This window comes from Streptomyces longisporus, from assembly GCF_039532765.1.
GTDB classification, from domain to species: domain Bacteria; phylum Actinomycetota; class Actinomycetes; order Streptomycetales; family Streptomycetaceae; genus Streptomyces; species Streptomyces longisporus.
The window spans coordinates 106,174-124,542 of record NZ_BAAASG010000013.1 but is presented as its reverse complement, the minus strand read 5'-3'; the positions used below and the strand labels follow the sequence as shown (position 1 = coordinate 124,542).

Sequence of the window (18,369 nt, the reverse complement as noted above, 5' to 3'; positions counted from 1 at the left end):
CCTCGACCACTGCCTCCACGATAGGGGCCCGCACTGACAGCCCAAGAGTTATCCACAGGCCCGGGCCCCTCCTTACGGCAGTGTGGGCCCCGGTTCCTGTTCGAGAACCGGGGCCCACACCCGCGCAATGCAGGTCCGTGCAGGTCAGCGCACGAACACTCCCGCCTGGCTCGCCAGGTCCAGGAAGTACTGCGGTGCCACACCGAGCACCAACGTGACCACGACGCCGAGCCCGATCGCGGCCATCGTCAACGGCGACGGCACGGCGACCGTCGGCCCCTCGGGCCGTGGCTCGCTGAAGAACATCAGCACGATCACCCGGATGTAGAAGAAGGCCGCGACCGCGGACGAGATCACACCGATCACGACCAACGGGGCCGCCCCGCCCTCCGCGGCCGCCTTGAACACGGCGAACTTCCCGGCGAAGCCGGAGGTCAGCGGAATGCCGGCGAAGGCCAGCAGGAACACCGCGAACACGGCCGCCACCAGCGGTGAGCGCCTGCCGAGACCGGCCCACTTGGACAGATGCGTCGCCTCGCCACCCGCGTCGCGCACCAGTGTCACCACCGCGAAGGCGCCGATGGTCACGAAGGAGTACGCGCCCAGGTAGAAGAGGACGGAGGAGACGCCGTCCTTCGACGTGGCGATGACACCCGCGAGGATGAATCCGGCGTGTGCGATCGACGAGTACGCCAGCAGCCGCTTGATGTCGGTCTGCGTGATCGCGACGATCGCACCGCCGAGCATGGTGACGATCGCGACGGCCCACATGACCGGCCGCCAGTCCCAGCGCAGGCCGGGCAGGACGACGTAGAGCAGCCGGAGCAGCGCACCGAACGCGGCCACCTTCGTCGCCGCCGCCATGAACCCGGTCACCGGGGTCGGCGCGCCCTGGTAGACGTCCGGGGTCCACATGTGGAACGGGATGGCGCCGACCTTGAACAGCAGCCCCATGACGATCATCGCGCCGCCGACGAGCAGCAGCGCGTCGTTGCCCATCGTGTTGGCGAGGGCCGGGTCGACGTTCGTGACCGAGCCGTCGACGACATGCGCGATCGTCGCGTACGACACGGAGCCCGCGTAGCCGTAGAGCAGTGCGATGCCGAACAGCGTGAACGCGGAGGCGAAGGCGCCGAGCAGGAAGTACTTGACTGCGGCTTCCTGCGACATGAGCCGCTTGCGGCGGGCCAAGGCGCACAGCAGGTACAGCGGCAGCGAGAAGACTTCCAGGGCCACGAACAGGGTCAGCAGGTCGTTGGCCGAGGGGAAGACCAGCATGCCGGCGATCGCGAAGAGCAGCAGCGGGAACACCTCGGTGGTGGTGAACCCGGCCTTCACGGCCGCCTTCTCGCTGTCGCTGCCGGGCACGGAGGCGGCCTGCGCGGCGAACGAGTCGACGCGGTTGCCGTGCGCCTCCGGGTCCAGGCGCCGCTCGGCGAAGGTGAACAGGCCGACCAGTCCGGACAGCAGGATCGTGCCCTGAAGGAACAGGGACGGTCCGTCGACCGCGATGGCGCCCATCGCCGCGATGTGCGCCTTGGTGGTGCCGTATCCGCCGGCCGCGAGCGCCACGACCGCCGCGAAGGCGGCGACGAGCGCGACGGCGGACACGAACACCTGGGCGTAGTAGCGGGACTTGCGCGGCACGAAGGCCTCGATCAGTACCCCGACGATCGCCGCGCCCACGACGATCAAGGTGGGCGACAATTGCCCGTATTCGATCTTCGGTGCGGGGATCTTCGAGATCGGATCGGCCGCGGTTGCCGCCGTTGTCCACAGGCTGTGGACGACTGATGCGCTCACTTGGCCACCGCCTCCACCTCAGGCTTGGGGTCCTTCTTGTGTACGTCGGACAGGGTCGACTTCACCGCCGGGTTGACGATGTCGGTGACCGGCTTCGGATAGACGCCCAGGAAGATCAGCAACACGATCAGGGGGGCGACGACCACGAGTTCGCGTGCCCTGAGGTCGGGCATCGCGGAGACCTCCTGTTTCACCGGGCCGGTCATCGTCCGCTGATAGAGGACGAGGGTGTAGAGCGCGGCGAGGACGATGCCGAAGGTGGCGATGATCCCGATGGCCGGGTAGCGCGTGAACGTGCCGACCAGCACCAGGAACTCACTCACGAACGGCGCGAGACCGGGGAGCGACAGGGTGGCCAGGCCCCCGACCAGGAAGGTGCCGGCGAGGACCGGGGCGACCTTCTGCACACCGCCGTAGTCGGCGATGAGCCGCGAGCCGCGCCGGGAGATCAGGAAGCCCGCCACGAGCATCAACGCGGCGGTGGAGATGCCGTGGTTGACCATGTAGAGGGTCGCTCCGGACTGGCCCTGGCTGGTCATCGCGAAGATGCCCAGGATGATGAACCCGAAGTGCGAGATCGACGCGTACGCCACCAGCCGCTTGATGTCCCGCTGCCCGACGGCGAGCAGCGCCCCGTAGATGATGCTGATCAGGGCCAGGACGAGGATGGCGGGCGTCGCCCACTTGGAGGCCTCCGGGAAGAGCTGGAGGCAGAAGCGGAGCATCGCGAAGGTGCCCACCTTGTCGACGACCGCCGTGATGAGGACGGCGACCGGGGCGGTGGCCTCCTGCATGGCGTTGGGCAGCCAGGTGTGCAGCGGCCACAGCGGCGCCTTCACCGCGAAGGCGAAGAAGAAGCCCAGGAACAGCCAGCGTTCGGTGTTCGTCGCCATGTGCAGCGAGCCATTGGCGCGGGCCTGCGCGATCTCCTGGAGGCTGAAGTTCCCGGCCACCACGTACAGGCCGATCACGGCGGCCAGCATGATCAGGCCGCCGACCAGGTTGTAGAGGAGGAACTTCACGGCCGCGTACGACCGCTGCGTCGACGCCGCCTCCTCGCCGTGCTCGTGGGCACGGTCCCCGAAGCCGCCGATGAGGAAGTACATCGGGATCAGCATGGCTTCGAAGAAGATGTAGAAGAGGAAGACGTCGGTGGCCTCGAAGGAGATGATCACCATCGCCTCGACGCCGAGGATCAGGGCGAAGAAGCCCTGCGTCGGCCGCCACCGCTTGCTGCCTGTCTCCAGCGGGTCGGCGTCATGCCAGCCCGCGAGGATGATGAACGGGATCAGCAGCGCGGTCAGCGCGATCAGCGCCACTGCGATGCCGTCGACGCCCAGCTCGTACCGGACTCCGAAGTCCTTGATCCAGGCGTGGGACTCGGTGAGCTGGTAGCGGTCGCCGTCCGGGTCGAAGCGGACCAGGACGACGATCGCCAGGGCGAGTGTGGCGAGCGAGACGATCAGCGCGAGCCACTTGGCGGCGGTGCGCTGCGCGGCCGGCACGGCGGCCGTGGCGATGGCCCCGATCGCCGGGAGCACCGCCGTCGCTGTCAGCAGAGGAAAGGACATCGGTATCAGACCGCCCTCATCAGCAGGGTCGCGGCGATGAGGAGCGCCGCACCGCCGAACATCGAGACCGCGTACGACCGCGCGAAGCCGTTCTGCAGCTTGCGCATACGCCCGGACAGGCCGCCGACCGAGGCCGCCGTGCCGTTGACGACGCCGTCGACCAGGGTGTGGTCGACGTACACCAGGGAGCGCGTGAGGTGTTCGCCGCCGCGGACCAGGACGACGTGGTTGAAGTCGTCCTGCAGCAGATCGCGGCGGGCGGCCCGGGTGAGCAGCGATCCGCGGGGGGCGACGGACGGGACCGGGCGGCGGCCGTACATGGCGTAGGCGATGCCGACGCCGATGAGCAGGCAGACCATCGTCCCGCCGGTGACCGCCGCCGCACTGAGCGGGGAGTTGCCCTCGCTGTGGCCGGTGACCGGCTCCAGCCAGTGCAGGAAGCGGTCGCCGATGCTGAAGAACGCGCCGCCGAAGACCGAGCCGACGGCCAGCACGATCATGGGGATCGTCATGACCTTCGGCGACTCGTGCGGATGCGGCTCGGCGTGCTCACCGCGGTGCTCGGCGGCGGGCTCCGCGCTCGGCGCCTCAGGGGAGCGCGTGGGCTGGTTGCGCCAGCGCTCCTCGCCGAAGAACGTCATCAGCATCACGCGCGTCATGTAGAACGCGGTGATGGCCGCGCCCAGCAGGGCCGCGCCGCCGAGGATCCAGCCCTCGGTGCCGCCCTTCGCGAAGGCCGCCTCGATGATCTTGTCCTTGGAGAAGAAGCCGGACAGACCGGGGAAGCCGATGATGGCGAGGTAGCCGAGGCCGAAGGTGATGAAGGTGACCGGCATGTACTTGCGCAGGCCCCCGTACTTCCTCATGTCGACCTCGTCGTTCATGCCGTGCATGACCGATCCGGCGCCGAGGAAGAGCCCGGCCTTGAAGAAGCCGTGCGTCACCAGGTGCATGATCGCGAAGACGTAGCCGATCGGGCCGAGGCCCGCGGCCAGCACCATGTAGCCGATCTGCGACATGGTCGAGCCGGCCAGCGCCTTCTTGATGTCGTCCTTCGCGCAACCGACGATCGCACCGAACAGGAGCGTGACGGCACCGACCACAGTGACCGCCAGCTGCGCGTCGGGCGCGGCGTTGAAGATCGCCCCGGAGCGGACGATGAGGTAGACGCCTGCGGTCACCATGGTCGCGGCGTGGATGAGGGCCGAGACCGGGGTCGGGCCCTCCATCGCGTCCCCGAGCCAGGACTGCAGCGGCACCTGGGCGGACTTGCCGCACGCGGCGAGCAGGAGCATCAGGCCGATGGCGGTGAGCTTGCCCTCGCCGGTGTCCCCGGTGTGGCTGAGGACCGGCCCGAAGGCGAAGGTCCCGAAGGTCGTGAACATCAGCATGATCGCGATGGACAGGCCCATGTCGCCGACGCGGTTGACCAGGAAGGCCTTCTTCGCCGCGGTCGCCGCGCTGGGCTTGTGCTGCCAGAAGCCGATCAGCAGGTAGGAGGCGAGGCCGACGCCCTCCCAACCGACGTACAGCAGCAGGTAGTTGTCGGCGAGGACGAGCAGCAGCATCGCCGCGAGGAACAGGTTCAGATAGCCGAAGAAGCGGCGCCGGCGCTCGTCGTGCTCCATGTACCCGACCGAGTACAGATGGATCAGCGAGCCGACACCGGTGATCAGCAGGACGAACGTCATCGACAGCTGGTCCAGGCGGAAGGTGACGTCCGCCTGGAAGCCCTGGACCGGGACCCAGCTGAACAGGTGCTGCATCAGGGTCCGGTGTTCGGCGTCCTTGCCGAGCAGGTCGGCGAAGAGGACGACGCCGATGACGAAGGAGGCGCCGGCGAGGACCGTGCCGATCCAGTGGCCGACGGCATCGAGCCGCCGGCCACCGCACAGCAGTACGGCCGCTCCGAGCAGTGGCGCCGCCACCAGCAGCGCAATCAGGTTCTCCACGATTCAGCGACCCCTCAGAGCTTCATCAGGCTGGCGTCGTCGACCGAGGCCGAGTGGCGGGAACGGAACAGGGACACGATGATCGCGAGGCCGACCACGACCTCCGCGGCGGCCACGACCATCGTGAAGAAGGCGATGATCTGGCCGTCGAGATTGCCGTGCATCCGGGAGAAGGTGACGAACGCGAGGTTGCAGGCGTTGAGCATGAGCTCGATGCACATGAACACGACGATCGCGTTGCGCCTGATCAGTACGCCGGTGGCACCGATCGTGAACAACAGGGCGGCGAGATACAGGTAGTTGACCGGGTTCACTTCGACGCCTCCTCGGCCCGCTTGAGGTTCGCCGGATCGATCGCGGTCCGCTCCAGGCGCTCCTGAGCGCGCTGCTCCAGCGCCCGCAGGTCGTTGAGCGCTTCGGCCGACACGTCACGGATCTGGCCGCGCTCACGCAGCGTCTTGCTGACCGTGAGCTCGGAGGGGGTGCCGTCGGGGAGCAGGCCCGCGATGTCCACCGCGTTGTGCCGGGCGTACACGCCGGGCGCCGGCAGTGGCGGCACGTACTTGCCTTCCCGGACGCGCTGTTCGGACAGCTCGCGCTGGGTCTTGGCACGTTCGGTGCGCTCGCGGTGCGTGAGCACCATGGCGCCGACCGCAGCCGTGATCAGCAGGGCGCCGGTGATTTCGAAGGCGAAGACGTACTTGGTGAAGATGAGGGCCGCGAGGCCCTCCACATTGCCGTTCGCGTTCGCCTCGCCCAGGCCGTTGAAGTCCTTCAGGGACGCGTTGCCGATCCCGGCGAGCAGCAGGATGCCGAAGCCGAGCCCGCACAGAAGGGCCAGCCAGCGCTGGCCCTTGATGGTCTCCTTCAGGGAGTCCGCGGCCGTCACGCCGACGAGCATCACCACGAACAGGAACAGCATCATGATCGCGCCGGTGTAGACGACGATCTGCACGATGCCCAGGAAGTAGGCGCCGTTGGCGAGGTAGAAGATCGCCAGGATGATCATGGTGCCGGCGAGCGAGAGCGCGCTGTGCACGGCCCTCTTCATGAAGACGGTCGCCAGGGCGCCGATCACGGCGACGGTGCCGAGGACCCAGAACTGGAAGGCCTCTCCGGTGGAGGTGGAGTAGGCGGCGAGTTGCGCGCTCATCGTCCGATCACCTTCTCCGAGGCGGGCTCTTCCTCACCGAAGGTGGAGGCGGCCTCCTGGACGACCTCGCCCTTGGAGACGGCCACCTGGCGCTCGGTGCCGGGCGCGGCCTCGGTGACGAGCCCCCGGTAGTAGTCCTGCTCGTCCATCCCCGGGTAGATGGCGTGCGGGCTGTCGACCATGCCCTCTTCGAGGCCGGCGAGCAGCTGTTCCTTGGTGTAGATGAGGTTGGCGCGGCTGCTGTCCGCAAGTTCGAACTCGTTGGTCATCGTGAGCGCGCGCGTGGGACACGCCTCGATGCACAGGCCGCACAGGATGCAGCGGGCGTAGTTGATCTGGTACACGCGCCCGTACCGCTCGCCCGGCGAGTAGCGTTCCTCGTCCGTGTTGTCGGCGCCCTCCACATAGATGGCGTCGGCAGGGCAGGCCCAGGCGCACAGCTCGCAGCCCACGCACTTCTCCAGGCCGTCCGGATGGCGGTTGAGCTGGTGCCGTCCGTGGAACCGCGGAGCCGTGGTCTTCTTCTGCTCCGGGTACTGCTCGGTCAGCCGCTTCTTGAACATGGCCTTGAAGGTCACGCCGAAGCCTGCGACGGGGTTCATGAAGCCGGGCTTCAACTGCTCGGTCTCCTTGGGCTCCTCAGCCATCGGACGCCTCCTTTCCATCCGAAGATCCGTCACTGGCAGTATCCGACCCACCACTGACAATCAGCTCTCGCTCGCGGCGCGGACTGCGCCTCGGCACCGGCGGCAGCTCCTGTCCCGGCAGCGGCGGTACGGGGAATCCGCCCGCCATCGGGTCGAATCCGGCGGCCTGTTCGGCAGGCTGCTCGGCTTTCCCGCCCTTGTCGCGGAAGATGTCGGCGACGAAGGACAGAAGCAGCAGGGCGAGGACGCCGCCGGCGATGTAAAGGGCGATGTCGGCGAAGTCGTAGTGCTCGTTCCTGAGGGCCCGGACGGTCGCGACCAGCATCAGCCAGACCACGGAGACCGGGATGAGGACCTTCCAGCCGAGCTTCATCAGCTGGTCGTAGCGGACCCGCGGGAGGGTGCCGCGCAGCCAGATGAAGCCGAACAGCAGCAGCTGCACCTTGATCACGAACCACAGCAGCGGCCACCAGCCGTGGTTGGCGCCCTCCCAGAAGGTGCTGATCGGCCAAGGGGCGCGCCAGCCGCCGAGGAAGAGCGTGGTCGACACGGCCGAGACCGTCACCATGTTCACGTACTCGGCGAGCATGAACATCGCGAACTTGATCGACGAGTACTCGGTGTTGAAGCCGCCGACCAGGTCGCCCTCGGACTCCGGCATGTCGAAGGGGGCGCGGTTGGTCTCGCCGACCATCGTGACGATGTAGAGGATGAAGGAGACCGGCAGCAGGACGATGTACCAGCGGTCGTGCTGCTGCGCGACGATCGTCGACGTCGACATCGACCCCGAGTAGAGGAACACGGAGGCGAAGGCGGCGCCCATGGCGATCTCGTAGGAGATCATCTGCGCGCAGGAGCGCAGGCCGCCGAGGAGCGGATAGGTGGATCCGGAACTCCAACCCGCCAGCACGATGCCGTAGATGCCGACCGAGGCGACCGCGAGGATGTACAGCATCGCGATCGGCAGATCGGTCAGCTGCATCGTCGTACGGTGACCGAAGATCGAGATCTCGTTGTCGGCCGGACCGAAGGGGATCACCGCGATCGCCATGAAGGCCGGGATGGCCGCGACGATCGGCGCGAGGACGTAGACGACCTTGTCCGCGCGTTTGACGATGACGTCTTCCTTGAGCATCAGCTTGATGCCGTCGGCGAGCGACTGGAGCATGCCCCAGGGGCCGTGCCGGTTGGGACCGATGCGCAGCTGCATCCAGGCGACGACCTTGCGCTCCCAGACGATGGAGAACAGCACGGTCACCATCAGGAAGGCGAAGCAGAAGACGGCCTTGACGACGACCAGCCACCAGGGGTCGCGGCCGAACATCGAGAGGTCTTCAGCGGCGAGGTACGGGCTCATGCCTCCACCTCCTCGGGGGCCTCGCCGACGAGCGTCGCCGGGCCGATACGGACGAGAGCGCCGGGCAGCGCCCCGGTGTCGGAGGCGACGCCCCCGCCTGCGGAGTTCAGCGGGAGCCAGACCACCCGGTCGGGCATCTCCGCGATCCGCAGTGGCAGTTCGACCGCTCCGGAGGGACCGGTCACCGCGATGGTGTCGCCGTCCTCGACTCCCGCCTCGGCGGCGGTCGCGGCGGACACGCGCGCGTGGGCGGCGTGCCGGGTTCCGGCGAGCGCTTCGTCGCCCTCCTGGAGGAGCCCCTGGTCGAGCAGCAGCCGGTGCCCGGCCAGTACGGCCTCACCGGCGGCGGGCCGCGGCAGCTGGGCCGCGGTTTCGAGGGGTTCCGTGGCCCTCGGCCCGTCCCAGGGGCCGAGCCGGTCGATCTCCGCCCGTACGGTGCGCAGATCGGGCAGTCCCAGGTGGACGTCCATGGCGTCGGCCAGCATCTGCAGCACGCGCGCGTCGGTGGGCGCGAGGCGGCGGGTCATCTGGTCCGGCTTGAGCGCGGCCTCGAAGAACCGCACCCGGCCTTCCCAGTTGAGGAAGGTGCCGGCCTTCTCGGCGACCGCGGCGACCGGAAGGACGACGTCGGCGCGTTCGGTGACCTCACTGGGGCGCAGCTCCAGCGACACCACGAATCCGGCTTCCTGCAGTGCTTCACGCGCGCGTGCCGGGTCCGGCAGGTCGGCGACCTCGACGCCCGCGACCAGCAGTGCCTGCAGCTCGCCGGTCGCCGCGGCCTCGACGATCTGGCTGGTGTCGCGGCCGTAGCGGTGCGGGAGTTCGGCGAGGCCCCAGGCCGCGGCGACCTCCTCACGCGCGCGTGGATCGGTGGCCGGACGTCCGCCCGGCAGCAGTGAGGGCAGCGCGCCCGCCTCGAGGGCACCGCGCTCACCGGCCCGCCGCGGGATCCACACCAGCTGGGCGCCGGTCGCGGAGGCGGCCCGTACGGCTGCGGTGAGTCCGCCTGCCACGGCGGCCAGCCGCTCGCCGACGACGATCACCGCGCCCTCGGCGCGCAGCGCCTCGGCCGCCCTGGCCCCGTCGTCCTCCAGTCCGACGCCGCTCGCGAGTGCGTCCAGCCATTCGGTCTCGGTACCCGGGGCGGCCGGCAGCAACGTGCCACCGGCCTTCTCCAGGCCGCGCGTGGTGTGCGTGGCGAGCGAGAACACCTGCTGGCCGTGCCTGCGCCAGGCCTTGCGCAGCCGCAGGAAGACGCCGGGCGCCTCCTCCTCGGCCTCGAACCCGACCAGCAGAACGGCCGGTGCCTGCTCCAGGGAGGTGTAGGTGACGCCCGTACCGTCGAGATCGCGTCCGCGTCCGGCGATCCTCGCGGCGAGGAAGTCGGCTTCCTCGCTGCCGTGCACGCGCGCGCGGAAGTCGATGTCGTTCGTGTCGAGGGCCACGCGCGCGAACTTGCTGTACGCGTAGGCGTCCTCGACGGTGAGGCGGCCGCCGGTCAGGACGCCGGTCCTGCCGCGGGAGGCGAGCAGTCCCTGAGCGGCGATCTGCAGCGCCTCCGGCCAGGAGGCCGGTTCGAGATCGCCCTCCGCGTTCCGTACGAGGGGTGTCTGGAGCCGGTCCCGCTGCTGTGCGTAGCGGAACGCGAAGCGCCCCTTGTCGCAGATCCACTCCTCGTTGACCTCGGGGTCGTTGGCGGCGAGCCGCCGCATGACCTTGCCGCGCCGGTGGTCGGTGCGGGTGGCGCAGCCGCCGGAGCAGTGCTCGCACACGCTCGGCGAGGACACGAGGTCGAAGGGCCGGGAGCGGAAGCGGTAGGCCGCCGAGGTCAGCGCGCCGACCGGGCAGATCTGGATGGTGTTGCCGGAGAAGTACGACTCGAAGGGGTCGCCCTCGCCGGTGCCGACCTGCTGCAGGGCGCCCCGCTCGATCAGCTCGATCATCGGGTCGCCCGCGATCTGGTTGGAGAAGCGGGTGCAGCGGGCGCACAGCACGCACCGCTCACGGTCGAGCAGCACCTGCGTGGAGATCGGCACGGGCTTCTCGTACGTCCGCTTCTTGCCCTCGAAGCGCGACTCGGCCTGTCCGTGCGACATGGCCTGGTTCTGCAGGGGGCACTCGCCGCCCTTGTCGCAGACCGGGCAGTCGAGCGGGTGGTTGATGAGGAGCAGCTCCATCACGCCGTGCTGGGCCTTCTCGGCGACCGGCGAGGTGAGGTGGGTCTTCACGACCATGCCGTCCGTGCACGTGATGGTGCAGGACGCCATCGGCTTGCGCTGGCCCTCGACCTCGACGATGCACTGCCGGCAGGCGCCGGCCGGGTCGAGCAGGGGATGGTCGCAGAACCGGGGGATCTCGATGCCGAGCTGCTCGGCGGCCCGGATGACCAGGGTGCCCTTGGGCACGCTGATCTCGGCGCCGTCGATCGTCAGCGAGACGAGATCCTCCGGCGGGACCGCCGCCTCTCCCCCACCCGTGGGAGCGCTGGTGGTCACGGTCATGCGTTCACCTCCGTGCGGTCGGCCCAGGCCGTCGACTTGGCCGGGTCGAAGGGGCAGCCGCGGCCCGTGATGTGCTGCTCGTACTCCTCGCGGAAGTACTTCAGCGAGGAGAAGATCGGCGAGGCGGCGCCGTCGCCGAGGGCGCAGAACGACTTGCCGTTGATGTTGTCGGCGATGTCGTTCAGCTTGTCGAGGTCGGACATCACGCCCTTGCCGGCCTCGATGTCGCGGAGCAACTGCACGAGCCAGTACGTCCCTTCGCGGCACGGCGTGCACTTGCCGCAGGACTCGTGGGCGTAGAACTCGGTCCAGCGGGTGACGGCGCGTACGACGCAGGTCGTCTCGTCGAAGCACTGCAGGGCCTTGGTGCCGAGCATGGAACCGGCGGCGCCCACTCCCTCGTAGTCGAGGGGTACGTCGAGGTGCTCGTCGGTGAACATCGGCGTCGAGGAGCCGCCCGGCGTCCAGAACTTGAGCCGGTGGCCCGGCCGCATCCCGCCGCTCATCTCGAGGAGCTGGCGGAGCGTGATGCCGAGCGGGGCCTCGTACTGGCCGGGGCTCGCGACATGGCCGCTGAGCGAGTAGAGCGTGAAGCCGGGGGACTTCTCGCTGCCCATCGACCGGAACCATTCTTTGCCCCGGTTCAGAATCGCGGGAACCGACGCGATCGACTCGACGTTGTTCACAACAGTCGGGCACGCATAGAGGCCCGCCACCGCAGGGAAGGGGGGACGGAGCCGCGGTTGACCCCGGCGGCCTTCGAGCGAGTCGAGCAGTGCGGTCTCCTCACCGCAGATGTACGCGCCGGCACCGGCGTGCACGGTGAGCTGGAGGTTCAGCCCGCTGCCCAGGATGTTCTCGCCGAGGTAGCCGGCCTCGTAGGCCTCGCGCACGGCCTCGTGCAACCGCCGCAACACGGGGACGACTTCACCACGCAGATAGATGAAGGCATGCGAAGACCTGATGGCATAACACGCGATGACAATGCCCTCGATGAGGCTGTGCGGGTTCGCGAAGAGGAGCGGGATGTCCTTGCACGTCCCAGGCTCCGACTCGTCGGCGTTGACAACTAGATAGTGCGGCTTTCCATCACCCTGGGGAATGAACTGCCATTTCATTCCCGTCGGGAATCCCGCGCCGCCACGGCCGCGCAGCCCGGAGTCCTTGACGTACGCGATCAGGTCGTCCGGGGACATCGCGAGCGCCTTGCGGAGCCCCTCGTATCCCTCGTGCCTTCGGTAGACGTCCAGAGTCCAGGACCGGTCCTCGTCCCAGAAGGCCGACAGCACGGGTGCGAGCAGCTTCTCGGGGCTGTTGTTCCTGAGTTCGGGTGCCAAGGTCATCACTCCCCCTCCTCGGCGGCAGGCCCTGCCGGGTGGGCCGGGTCGGAGGCCGACGTGTCCTGTGGCGCATCGTGTGAGCTGAGGTGCTCGGTCGGCGACGGCTCGTGCACTTCCCTGTCCTGCGGCTCGTCCTCGTGCGGGCCGCCGTCCCGCGGATGGACCACGCGCGCGGGTGCGGCCTCTCCCCTTGCCAGGCGGAGGCCCACCAGCGACGCCGGTCCCGCACTGCCGCTCTCCTCGACGGCCCCTGGCCGCTCGTCGGGGAAGCCGGCCAGCATCCGCGCGGTGTCCTTGAAGGTGCACAGGCGCGCCCCGCGCGTGGGCTCGACGTCCCGTCCCGCGCGCAGATCGTCGACGAGGCGCTTGGCGCTGGCGGGGGTCTGGTTGTCGAAGAACTCCCAGTTGACCATCACCACCGGCGCGAAGTCGCAGGCCGCGTTGCACTCGATGTGCTCCAGGGTGACCTTGCCGTCGTCGGTGGTCTCGCCGTTGCCGACGCCGAGGTGCTCCTGGAGCTCCTCGAAGATCGCGTCACCGCCCATCACGGCACACAGCGTGTTGGTGCAGACGCCCACCTGGTAGTCACCGCTCGGCTTGCGCCGGTACATCGTGTAGAAGGTCGCGACGGCGGTGACCTCGGCCGTGGTCAGACCCAGCACGTCCGCGCAGAACTGCATCCCGGTGCGCGTGACATGGCCCTCCTCCGACTGCACGAGATGCAGCAACGGCAGGAGCGCGGACCGGGAGTCGGGGTAGCGGGCGATCACCTCGCGCGCGTCCGCCTCGAGCCGGGCTCGGACGTCGTCCGGGTAGGCGGGCGCGGGCAGTTCGGGCATGCCCAGGCTGACGCCCCGCTCCGAAGAACTGGTGGTCACCGGTCGACGCCTCCCATCACGGGGTCGATGGACGCGACGGCGACGATGACGTCGGCGACCTGGCCGCCCTCGCACATCGCCGCCATGGCCTGCAGGTTGGTGAAGGACGGGTCACGGAAGTGGACCCGGAAGGGGCGTGTGCCGCCGTCGGACACGGCATGCACGCCGAGTTCGCCCTTGGGTGACTCGACGGCCGCGTACGCCTGTCCCGGCGGGACGCGGAAGCCCTCGGTGACCAGCTTGAAGTGGTGGATCAGGGCCTCCATGGAGGTGCCCATGATCTTCTTGATGTGGTCGAGGGAGTTGCCGAGCCCGTCCGGTCCCAGGGCGAGCTGGGCGGGCCAGGCGATCTTCTTGTCGGCGACCATGACCGGTCCGGGCTGCAGCCGGTCCAGGCACTGCTCGACGATCCTGAGGGACTGGCGCATCTCCTCCAGGCGGATCAGGAAGCGCCCGTAGGAGTCGCAGGTGTCGGCGGTCGGGACGTCGAAGTCGTACGTCTCGTAGTCGCAGTACGGCTGCGCCTTGCGCAGGTCGTGCGGCAGACCGGTGGAGCGCAGGATCGGGCCGGTGGCGCCGAGGGCCATGCAGCCGGCCAGGTCGAGATAGCCGACGTCCTGCATACGGGCCTTGAAGATGGGGTTCCCGGTGGCGAGCTTGTCGTACTCCGGGAGGTTCTTCTTCATCTTCTTCACGAACTCGCGGATGTGGTCCACCGCGCCGGGCGGCAGGTCCTGCGCGAGTCCGCCGGGCCGGATGTACGCGTGGTTCATCCTGAGACCCGTGATGAGCTCGTAGATGTCGAGAATCATTTCACGATCACGGAATCCGTAGATCATGATCGTGGTGGCGCCGAGTTCCATTCCGCCGGTGGCGATGCACACCAGATGCGAGGAGAGCCGGTTCAGCTCCATCAGGAGCACCCGGATGATCTTGGCACGCTCGGTGATCTGCTCCTCGATGCCGAGGAGTTTCTCGACGGCGAGGCAGTAGGCGGTCTCGTTGAAGAAGGACGTCAGATAGTCCATGCGCGTCACGAACGTGGTGCCCTGCGTCCACGTGCGGAACTCGAGGTTCTTCTCGATGCCGGTGTGCAGGTAGCCGATGCCGCAGCGGGCCTCGGTCACCGTCTCGCCGTCGATCTCCAGGATCAGCCGGAGCACTCCATGGGTGGAGGGGTGCTGGGGCCCCATGTTGACGACGATGCGCTCGTCGTCGGCGCGGGCCGCGGACTGGACGATCTCGTCCCAGTCGCCACCGGTGACCGTGTAGACGGTGCCTTCGGTGGTCTCGCGAGGAGAGGCTTGAGAAGTGCTCACGAGTACGACCTCCGCTGGTCCGGAGCCGGGATCTGGGCGCCCTTGTACTCGACGGGGATGCCGCCGAGGGGGTAGTCCTTGCGCTGCGGATGGCCCTGCCAGTCGTCCGGCATCATGATCCGCGTCAGGGCCGGGTGACCGTCGAAGACGATCCCGAAGAAGTCGTAGGTCTCGCGCTCGTGCCAGTCGTTCGTGGGATAGACGGAGACGAGGGACGGGATCCTCGGGTCGGCGTCCGGGGCGCTGACTTCCAGGCGGATCAGCCGGTTGTGGGTGATCGAGCGCAGGTGGTAGACGGCGTGCAGCTCGCGGCCCTTGTCGTGCGGGTAGTGGACCCCGCTGACGCCGGTACAGAGCTCGAAGCGCAGGGCGGGGTCGTCGCGCAGGGTGCGGGCGACGCGCAGCAGGTGCTCGCGCTCGATGTGGAAGGTGAGTTCACCGCGGTCGACGACCGTCTTCTCGATCGCGTTGTCCGGGAGGAGTCCCTGCTCCTCCAGGGCGCCCTCCAGTTCGTCCGCGACCTCGTCGAACCAGCCGCCGTAGGGGCGGGCCGCCGGTCCCGGGAGGCGGACCGAGCGGACCAGGCCGCCGTAGCCGGAGGTGTCGCCGCCGTTGTTGGCGCCGAACATGCCGCGCTGGACGCGGATCTCCTCACCGCCCTCGCCGCGCCGGCCGGGGAGGTTGGAGGCGCCGAGATCCTTCTCCGGGTTGACCCCGTTGGTGCCGTTCGCGTCGCTCATCGCAGCAGCCCCTTCATCTCGATCGTGGGCAGGGCCTTGAGCGCCGCTTCCTCCGCCTCGCGGGCCGCTTCCTCGGCGTTCACGCCGAGCTTGGAGGACTGGATCTTCTGGTGCAGCTTGAGGATGGCGTCCATCAGCATCTCGGGCCGTGGCGGGCAGCCGGGCAGATAGATGTCGACCGGCACGATGTGGTCGACGCCCTGGACGATCGCGTAGTTGTTGAACATGCCGCCCGAGGAGGCGCAGACCCCCATGGAGATCACCCACTTGGGGTTTGGCATCTGGTCGTAGACCTGGCGCAGCACCGGCGCCATCTTCTGGCTCACCCGGCCGGCCACGATCATCAGGTCCGCCTGGCGGGGCGAACCGCGGAAGACCTCCATGCCGAAGCGCGCCAGGTCGTAGCGGCCGGCGCCGGTGGTCATCATTTCGATGGCGCAGCAGGCCAGCCCGAAGGTGGCCGGGAAGACGGACGCTTTGCGCACCCAGCCCGCGGCCTGCTCGACGGTGGTCAGCAGGAATCCGCTCGGCAGCTTTTCTTCGAGTCCCATGTGTTAAAGGCCCCTCAGTCCCATTCCAGGCCGCCGCGCCGCCATACGTACGCGTACGCGACGAAGACGGTGAGCACGAAGAGCAGCATCTCCACGAGCCCGAAAATCCCCAGGGCGTCGAAGGTGACGGCCCAGGGGTAGAGGAAGACGATCTCGATGTCGAAGACGATGAAGAGCATCGCCGTCAGGTAGTACTTGATCGGGAAGCGCCCGCCGCCGGCCGGCGTGGGGGTCGGCTCGATCCCGCACTCGTAGGCCTCGAGCTTGGCCCGGTTGTACCGCTTCGGACCGATCAGCGTGGCCATGACCACGGAGAAGATCGCAAAGCCTGCCCCGAGGGCTCCCAGTACGAGGATGGGCGCATACGCGTTCACCGCTCCTCGCTCCTCTCAGTCGGCACTGACTGCTGGCGATGGCATCGGACTCACACCAACCTCATACGTCTCTCCAACCCCGCCGGTCCCGGCGAAGATCGAGAACATGTGAAGCAGGTCACAAGCCCAACTGCCTCGCATCTTATGCCCGCCGCTCTGTGATCTGCGACACGGGGTATTGCACAAGCTTTGTGATCTCCACCACCTGATGAAGGATCATGAAGTCGGATGAGCGGTGATCTTCGTACGCGAAGCGTCCAAGTGATCACCAGAGGTGACATTTTCGCTCGTCGGTGCAGCTCGGGAGGGGCGTCTCAATATCAAGAGACTTCCCTTGCATGCAAATTGGTGTTGGACGAGATGTCCTGATAGTGCGCCGCGTTCACACATCAGGGGGAGTGTGCGGTCCGGTGTGGACGCGTGCACGCATTCACGAGCGGGACCCGGCCGTGACGCGAGCGCAATCGGGTCGTGATCTTCGCGCGAGACGCGCACATTGCCGTGACCGTTGCGTGACCTCCGCCACACCATGAGAGCCGCCTGAGAACGGGGCTTGGCCACCTGCCCCAACCAGTGGTAGGCGCGGGGCAATTCGGGCGTAATCATGAAACGCCGTGATCACAGGCCCGATGGGCCGTGTCCGCAATGTCCGTTACGGCGTCAATAAAGAGTGAGCCGCCCGGAATTCGGGCCGTCGGCTGAACAACTGTGGCGCACCACACGTTTCTTGAAGGTATGGAGGAGCCCCTGATACCCGTTGTCCTCATGTCCCACACCGCTCACATACGCAGCCACCGGAAGCCCCGCCGCAGCGCGACCACGAGTCTCGCAGTGCGCGCCGGAGTTGCCGGTGGCGTCCTCAGCATGGCTGCCGCAGGCGCGTCGGCCTCGGCGAGCGCCGCCGAGACCACGCAGACCCTGCAACTGCCCACCCTGACGGCCGATCTGGCCACTCAGGTCGCCCAGTCCGCGGAGGCCACGCAGCAGGCAGCCGCGAACTACGAGCTGCAGGCCGAGCGTGACGCGGCCGCCGCAAACGCCGCGAAGCAGGCCAAGGCGGACCTCGCGGAGGCGAAGAAGAAGGCCGAGGCCAAGCAGCAGGCCGAGGCCGCTCGCAAGGCAGCCGCCGAGCAGGCCGCTTCCCGCAGCGCGGAGCGGACCACCCTCGCCGCCACGACGAGCACCTCGACGTCCACGGCCACCGGTTCGGCCGCCGCGATCGTCAACTTCGTCAAGGCTCAGGTCGGTAAGGCGTATGTGTCCGGTGCGACCGGTTCCTCCGCTTACGACTGCTCGGGTCTGGTGCAGACTGCCTTCAAGCAGATCGGCATCAGCCTGCCGCGGGTCTCGCAGGACCAGTCGACCGCCGGCACCCAGGTCTCGCTGAGCAACCTGCAGCCGGGCGACATCCTGTACTGGGGCAGCGCGGGCAGCGCGTACCACGTGGCGGTGTACGTCGGCGACGGCATGTTCGTCGGCGCGCAGAACCCCTCCACCGGTGTGGTCGAGAGGCCGCTCTCCTACGACCCGCCGACCGGCGCGGTGCGGGTGCTCTGACGCACCCCGCAGCACAACACGTGCTGCACGGACGCACGGAAGGGCCGCAGCCGCTCGGGGGCAGCGGCCCCTCCGTCCGTTGCGCCGGGTCCGTGCCGGGCGGGTCTGTCCCAGGTCGAAGGTGTTGGGCAGGCCGAGCCTGTGGCGCAGTTCGTCGACCCGCTTCAGGGCCTCCGTCTCCGGCGACCGGTACAGCTCCCGGATGCCGCACGGCTCGGCGTCCGAATTGTCCGCGCCCAGGGGGCGTTGACCGCCCGTCGGGTGGATGAGGAGCTGTTCGCGGTTCTGCGGGTTCGTGCCGCCGAGACCGTCACCGCCGGGTCCATGAACCAGCCGAGGCGGTCCTCGTCCCTCAGGGTCGTCCTGCCCGAGTCACTGAGACCGTCCTTCAGCTGGACCCACAGCCCGGCGACGATCTCGTCCTTGGTGCAATCCTTGGCCGTTTTGCACTGTCGAGGGCACGGGGTCCTTCGCGCGCTGCCCGGCGCACGAGACCGGCCACCGCAACGGCCGGGCTACTGGACCGGCTGTCCAAGCGGGGGCGGAAGGACGCCTCAAAAAAGTGGCGGACCGGCGCGACGAGGGGTTCGCGCGCCGGGCCGCCAACGTGGAGGCTCTCAGCAGCT

15 protein-coding genes and 1 pseudogene are annotated in these 18,369 nt (G+C 68.4%); 2 read left to right on the top strand and 14 right to left on the bottom strand.

Annotated elements, in window-relative coordinates; all coding sequences use genetic code 11:
- Window positions 1–144: 144 nt before the first annotated feature.
- Genes nuoN through ABD355_RS28525 form a run of 14 tightly spaced genes read right to left on the bottom strand, consistent with a single transcriptional unit; the run spans window position 145 to window position 16,186 of the window.
- Window positions 145–1,803: an NADH-quinone oxidoreductase subunit NuoN gene (gene nuoN, locus ABD355_RS28590; protein WP_344403603.1), complete on the bottom strand. Its 1,659-nt coding sequence runs from the start codon at window positions 1,801–1,803 to the stop codon at window positions 145–147.
- Complete coding sequence (locus tag ABD355_RS28585) at window positions 1,800–3,374, bottom strand: NADH-quinone oxidoreductase subunit M (protein ID WP_344403602.1); 1,575 nt, start codon at window positions 3,372–3,374, stop codon at window positions 1,800–1,802. The genes nuoN and ABD355_RS28585 overlap by 4 nt, the downstream gene beginning before the upstream one ends.
- 5 nt (window positions 3,375–3,379) lie before the next feature.
- Entirely contained in the window at window positions 3,380–5,326 is a 1,947-nt protein-coding gene (gene nuoL, locus ABD355_RS28580) for an NADH-quinone oxidoreductase subunit L (RefSeq protein WP_344403601.1), read from the bottom strand.
- 14 nt (window positions 5,327–5,340) lie between these two features.
- Window positions 5,341–5,640, bottom strand: coding sequence for an NADH-quinone oxidoreductase subunit NuoK (gene nuoK / locus ABD355_RS28575; RefSeq protein WP_020130147.1), 300 nt, complete (start codon window positions 5,638–5,640; stop codon window positions 5,341–5,343).
- Window positions 5,637–6,479, bottom strand: coding sequence for an NADH-quinone oxidoreductase subunit J (locus tag ABD355_RS28570; protein ID WP_344403599.1), 843 nt, complete (start codon window positions 6,477–6,479; stop codon window positions 5,637–5,639). Before ABD355_RS28570 ends, nuoK begins: the two co-directional genes overlap by 4 nt.
- Window positions 6,476–7,126, bottom strand: coding sequence for an NADH-quinone oxidoreductase subunit NuoI (gene nuoI, locus ABD355_RS28565; protein WP_344403598.1), 651 nt, complete (start codon window positions 7,124–7,126; stop codon window positions 6,476–6,478). Before nuoI ends, ABD355_RS28570 begins: the two co-directional genes overlap by 4 nt.
- Window positions 7,119–8,483 carry an NADH-quinone oxidoreductase subunit NuoH gene (nuoH, locus tag ABD355_RS28560; RefSeq protein ID WP_344403597.1) on the bottom strand — a complete coding sequence of 455 codons (1,365 nt, stop codon included), beginning with the start codon at window positions 8,481–8,483 and terminating at the stop codon, window positions 7,119–7,121. The genes nuoI and nuoH overlap by 8 nt, the downstream gene beginning before the upstream one ends.
- Window positions 8,480–10,984, bottom strand: coding sequence for an NADH-quinone oxidoreductase subunit G (locus tag ABD355_RS28555; RefSeq protein ID WP_344403596.1), 2,505 nt, complete (start codon window positions 10,982–10,984; stop codon window positions 8,480–8,482). The genes nuoH and ABD355_RS28555 overlap by 4 nt, the downstream gene beginning before the upstream one ends.
- Window positions 10,981–12,330: an NADH-quinone oxidoreductase subunit NuoF gene (gene nuoF / locus ABD355_RS28550; protein WP_181922353.1), complete on the bottom strand. Its 1,350-nt coding sequence runs from the start codon at window positions 12,328–12,330 to the stop codon at window positions 10,981–10,983. Before nuoF ends, ABD355_RS28555 begins: the two co-directional genes overlap by 4 nt.
- The gene (nuoE, locus tag ABD355_RS28545) at window positions 12,327–13,202 is read right to left on the bottom strand and encodes an NADH-quinone oxidoreductase subunit NuoE (RefSeq protein WP_344403595.1); all 876 of its coding nucleotides are present in this window, start codon (window positions 13,200–13,202) and stop codon (window positions 12,327–12,329) included. The genes nuoF and nuoE overlap by 4 nt, the downstream gene beginning before the upstream one ends.
- Window positions 13,199–14,521, bottom strand: a complete 1,323-nt coding sequence (locus ABD355_RS28540) for an NADH-quinone oxidoreductase subunit D (RefSeq protein ID WP_344403594.1) — start codon at window positions 14,519–14,521, stop codon at window positions 13,199–13,201. Before ABD355_RS28540 ends, nuoE begins: the two co-directional genes overlap by 4 nt.
- A complete protein-coding gene (locus ABD355_RS28535; RefSeq protein WP_344403593.1) occupies window positions 14,518–15,261 on the bottom strand; it encodes an NADH-quinone oxidoreductase subunit C in 744 nt (247 codons plus the stop codon). Before ABD355_RS28535 ends, ABD355_RS28540 begins: the two co-directional genes overlap by 4 nt.
- The gene (locus ABD355_RS28530; protein WP_007383964.1) at window positions 15,258–15,812 is read right to left on the bottom strand and encodes a NuoB/complex I 20 kDa subunit family protein; all 555 of its coding nucleotides are present in this window, start codon (window positions 15,810–15,812) and stop codon (window positions 15,258–15,260) included. The genes ABD355_RS28535 and ABD355_RS28530 overlap by 4 nt, the downstream gene beginning before the upstream one ends.
- 14 nt (window positions 15,813–15,826) lie before the next feature.
- Window positions 15,827–16,186 (bottom strand): NADH-quinone oxidoreductase subunit A, encoded by a 360-nt coding sequence (locus tag ABD355_RS28525; RefSeq protein ID WP_003992243.1) that lies wholly within the window; start codon window positions 16,184–16,186, stop codon window positions 15,827–15,829.
- A 765-nt stretch (window positions 16,187–16,951) separates the two neighbouring features.
- Here ABD355_RS28525 and ABD355_RS28520 point away from each other — a divergent pair.
- Window positions 16,952–17,743: a C40 family peptidase gene (locus tag ABD355_RS28520; protein ID WP_344403592.1), complete on the top strand. Its 792-nt coding sequence runs from the start codon at window positions 16,952–16,954 to the stop codon at window positions 17,741–17,743.
- A gap of 451 nt (window positions 17,744–18,194) precedes the next feature.
- A pseudogene (locus ABD355_RS44740) lies at window positions 18,195–18,365 on the top strand (peptide deformylase); the annotation flags it as partial.
- Between the last annotated feature and the right edge of the window lie 4 nt (window positions 18,366–18,369).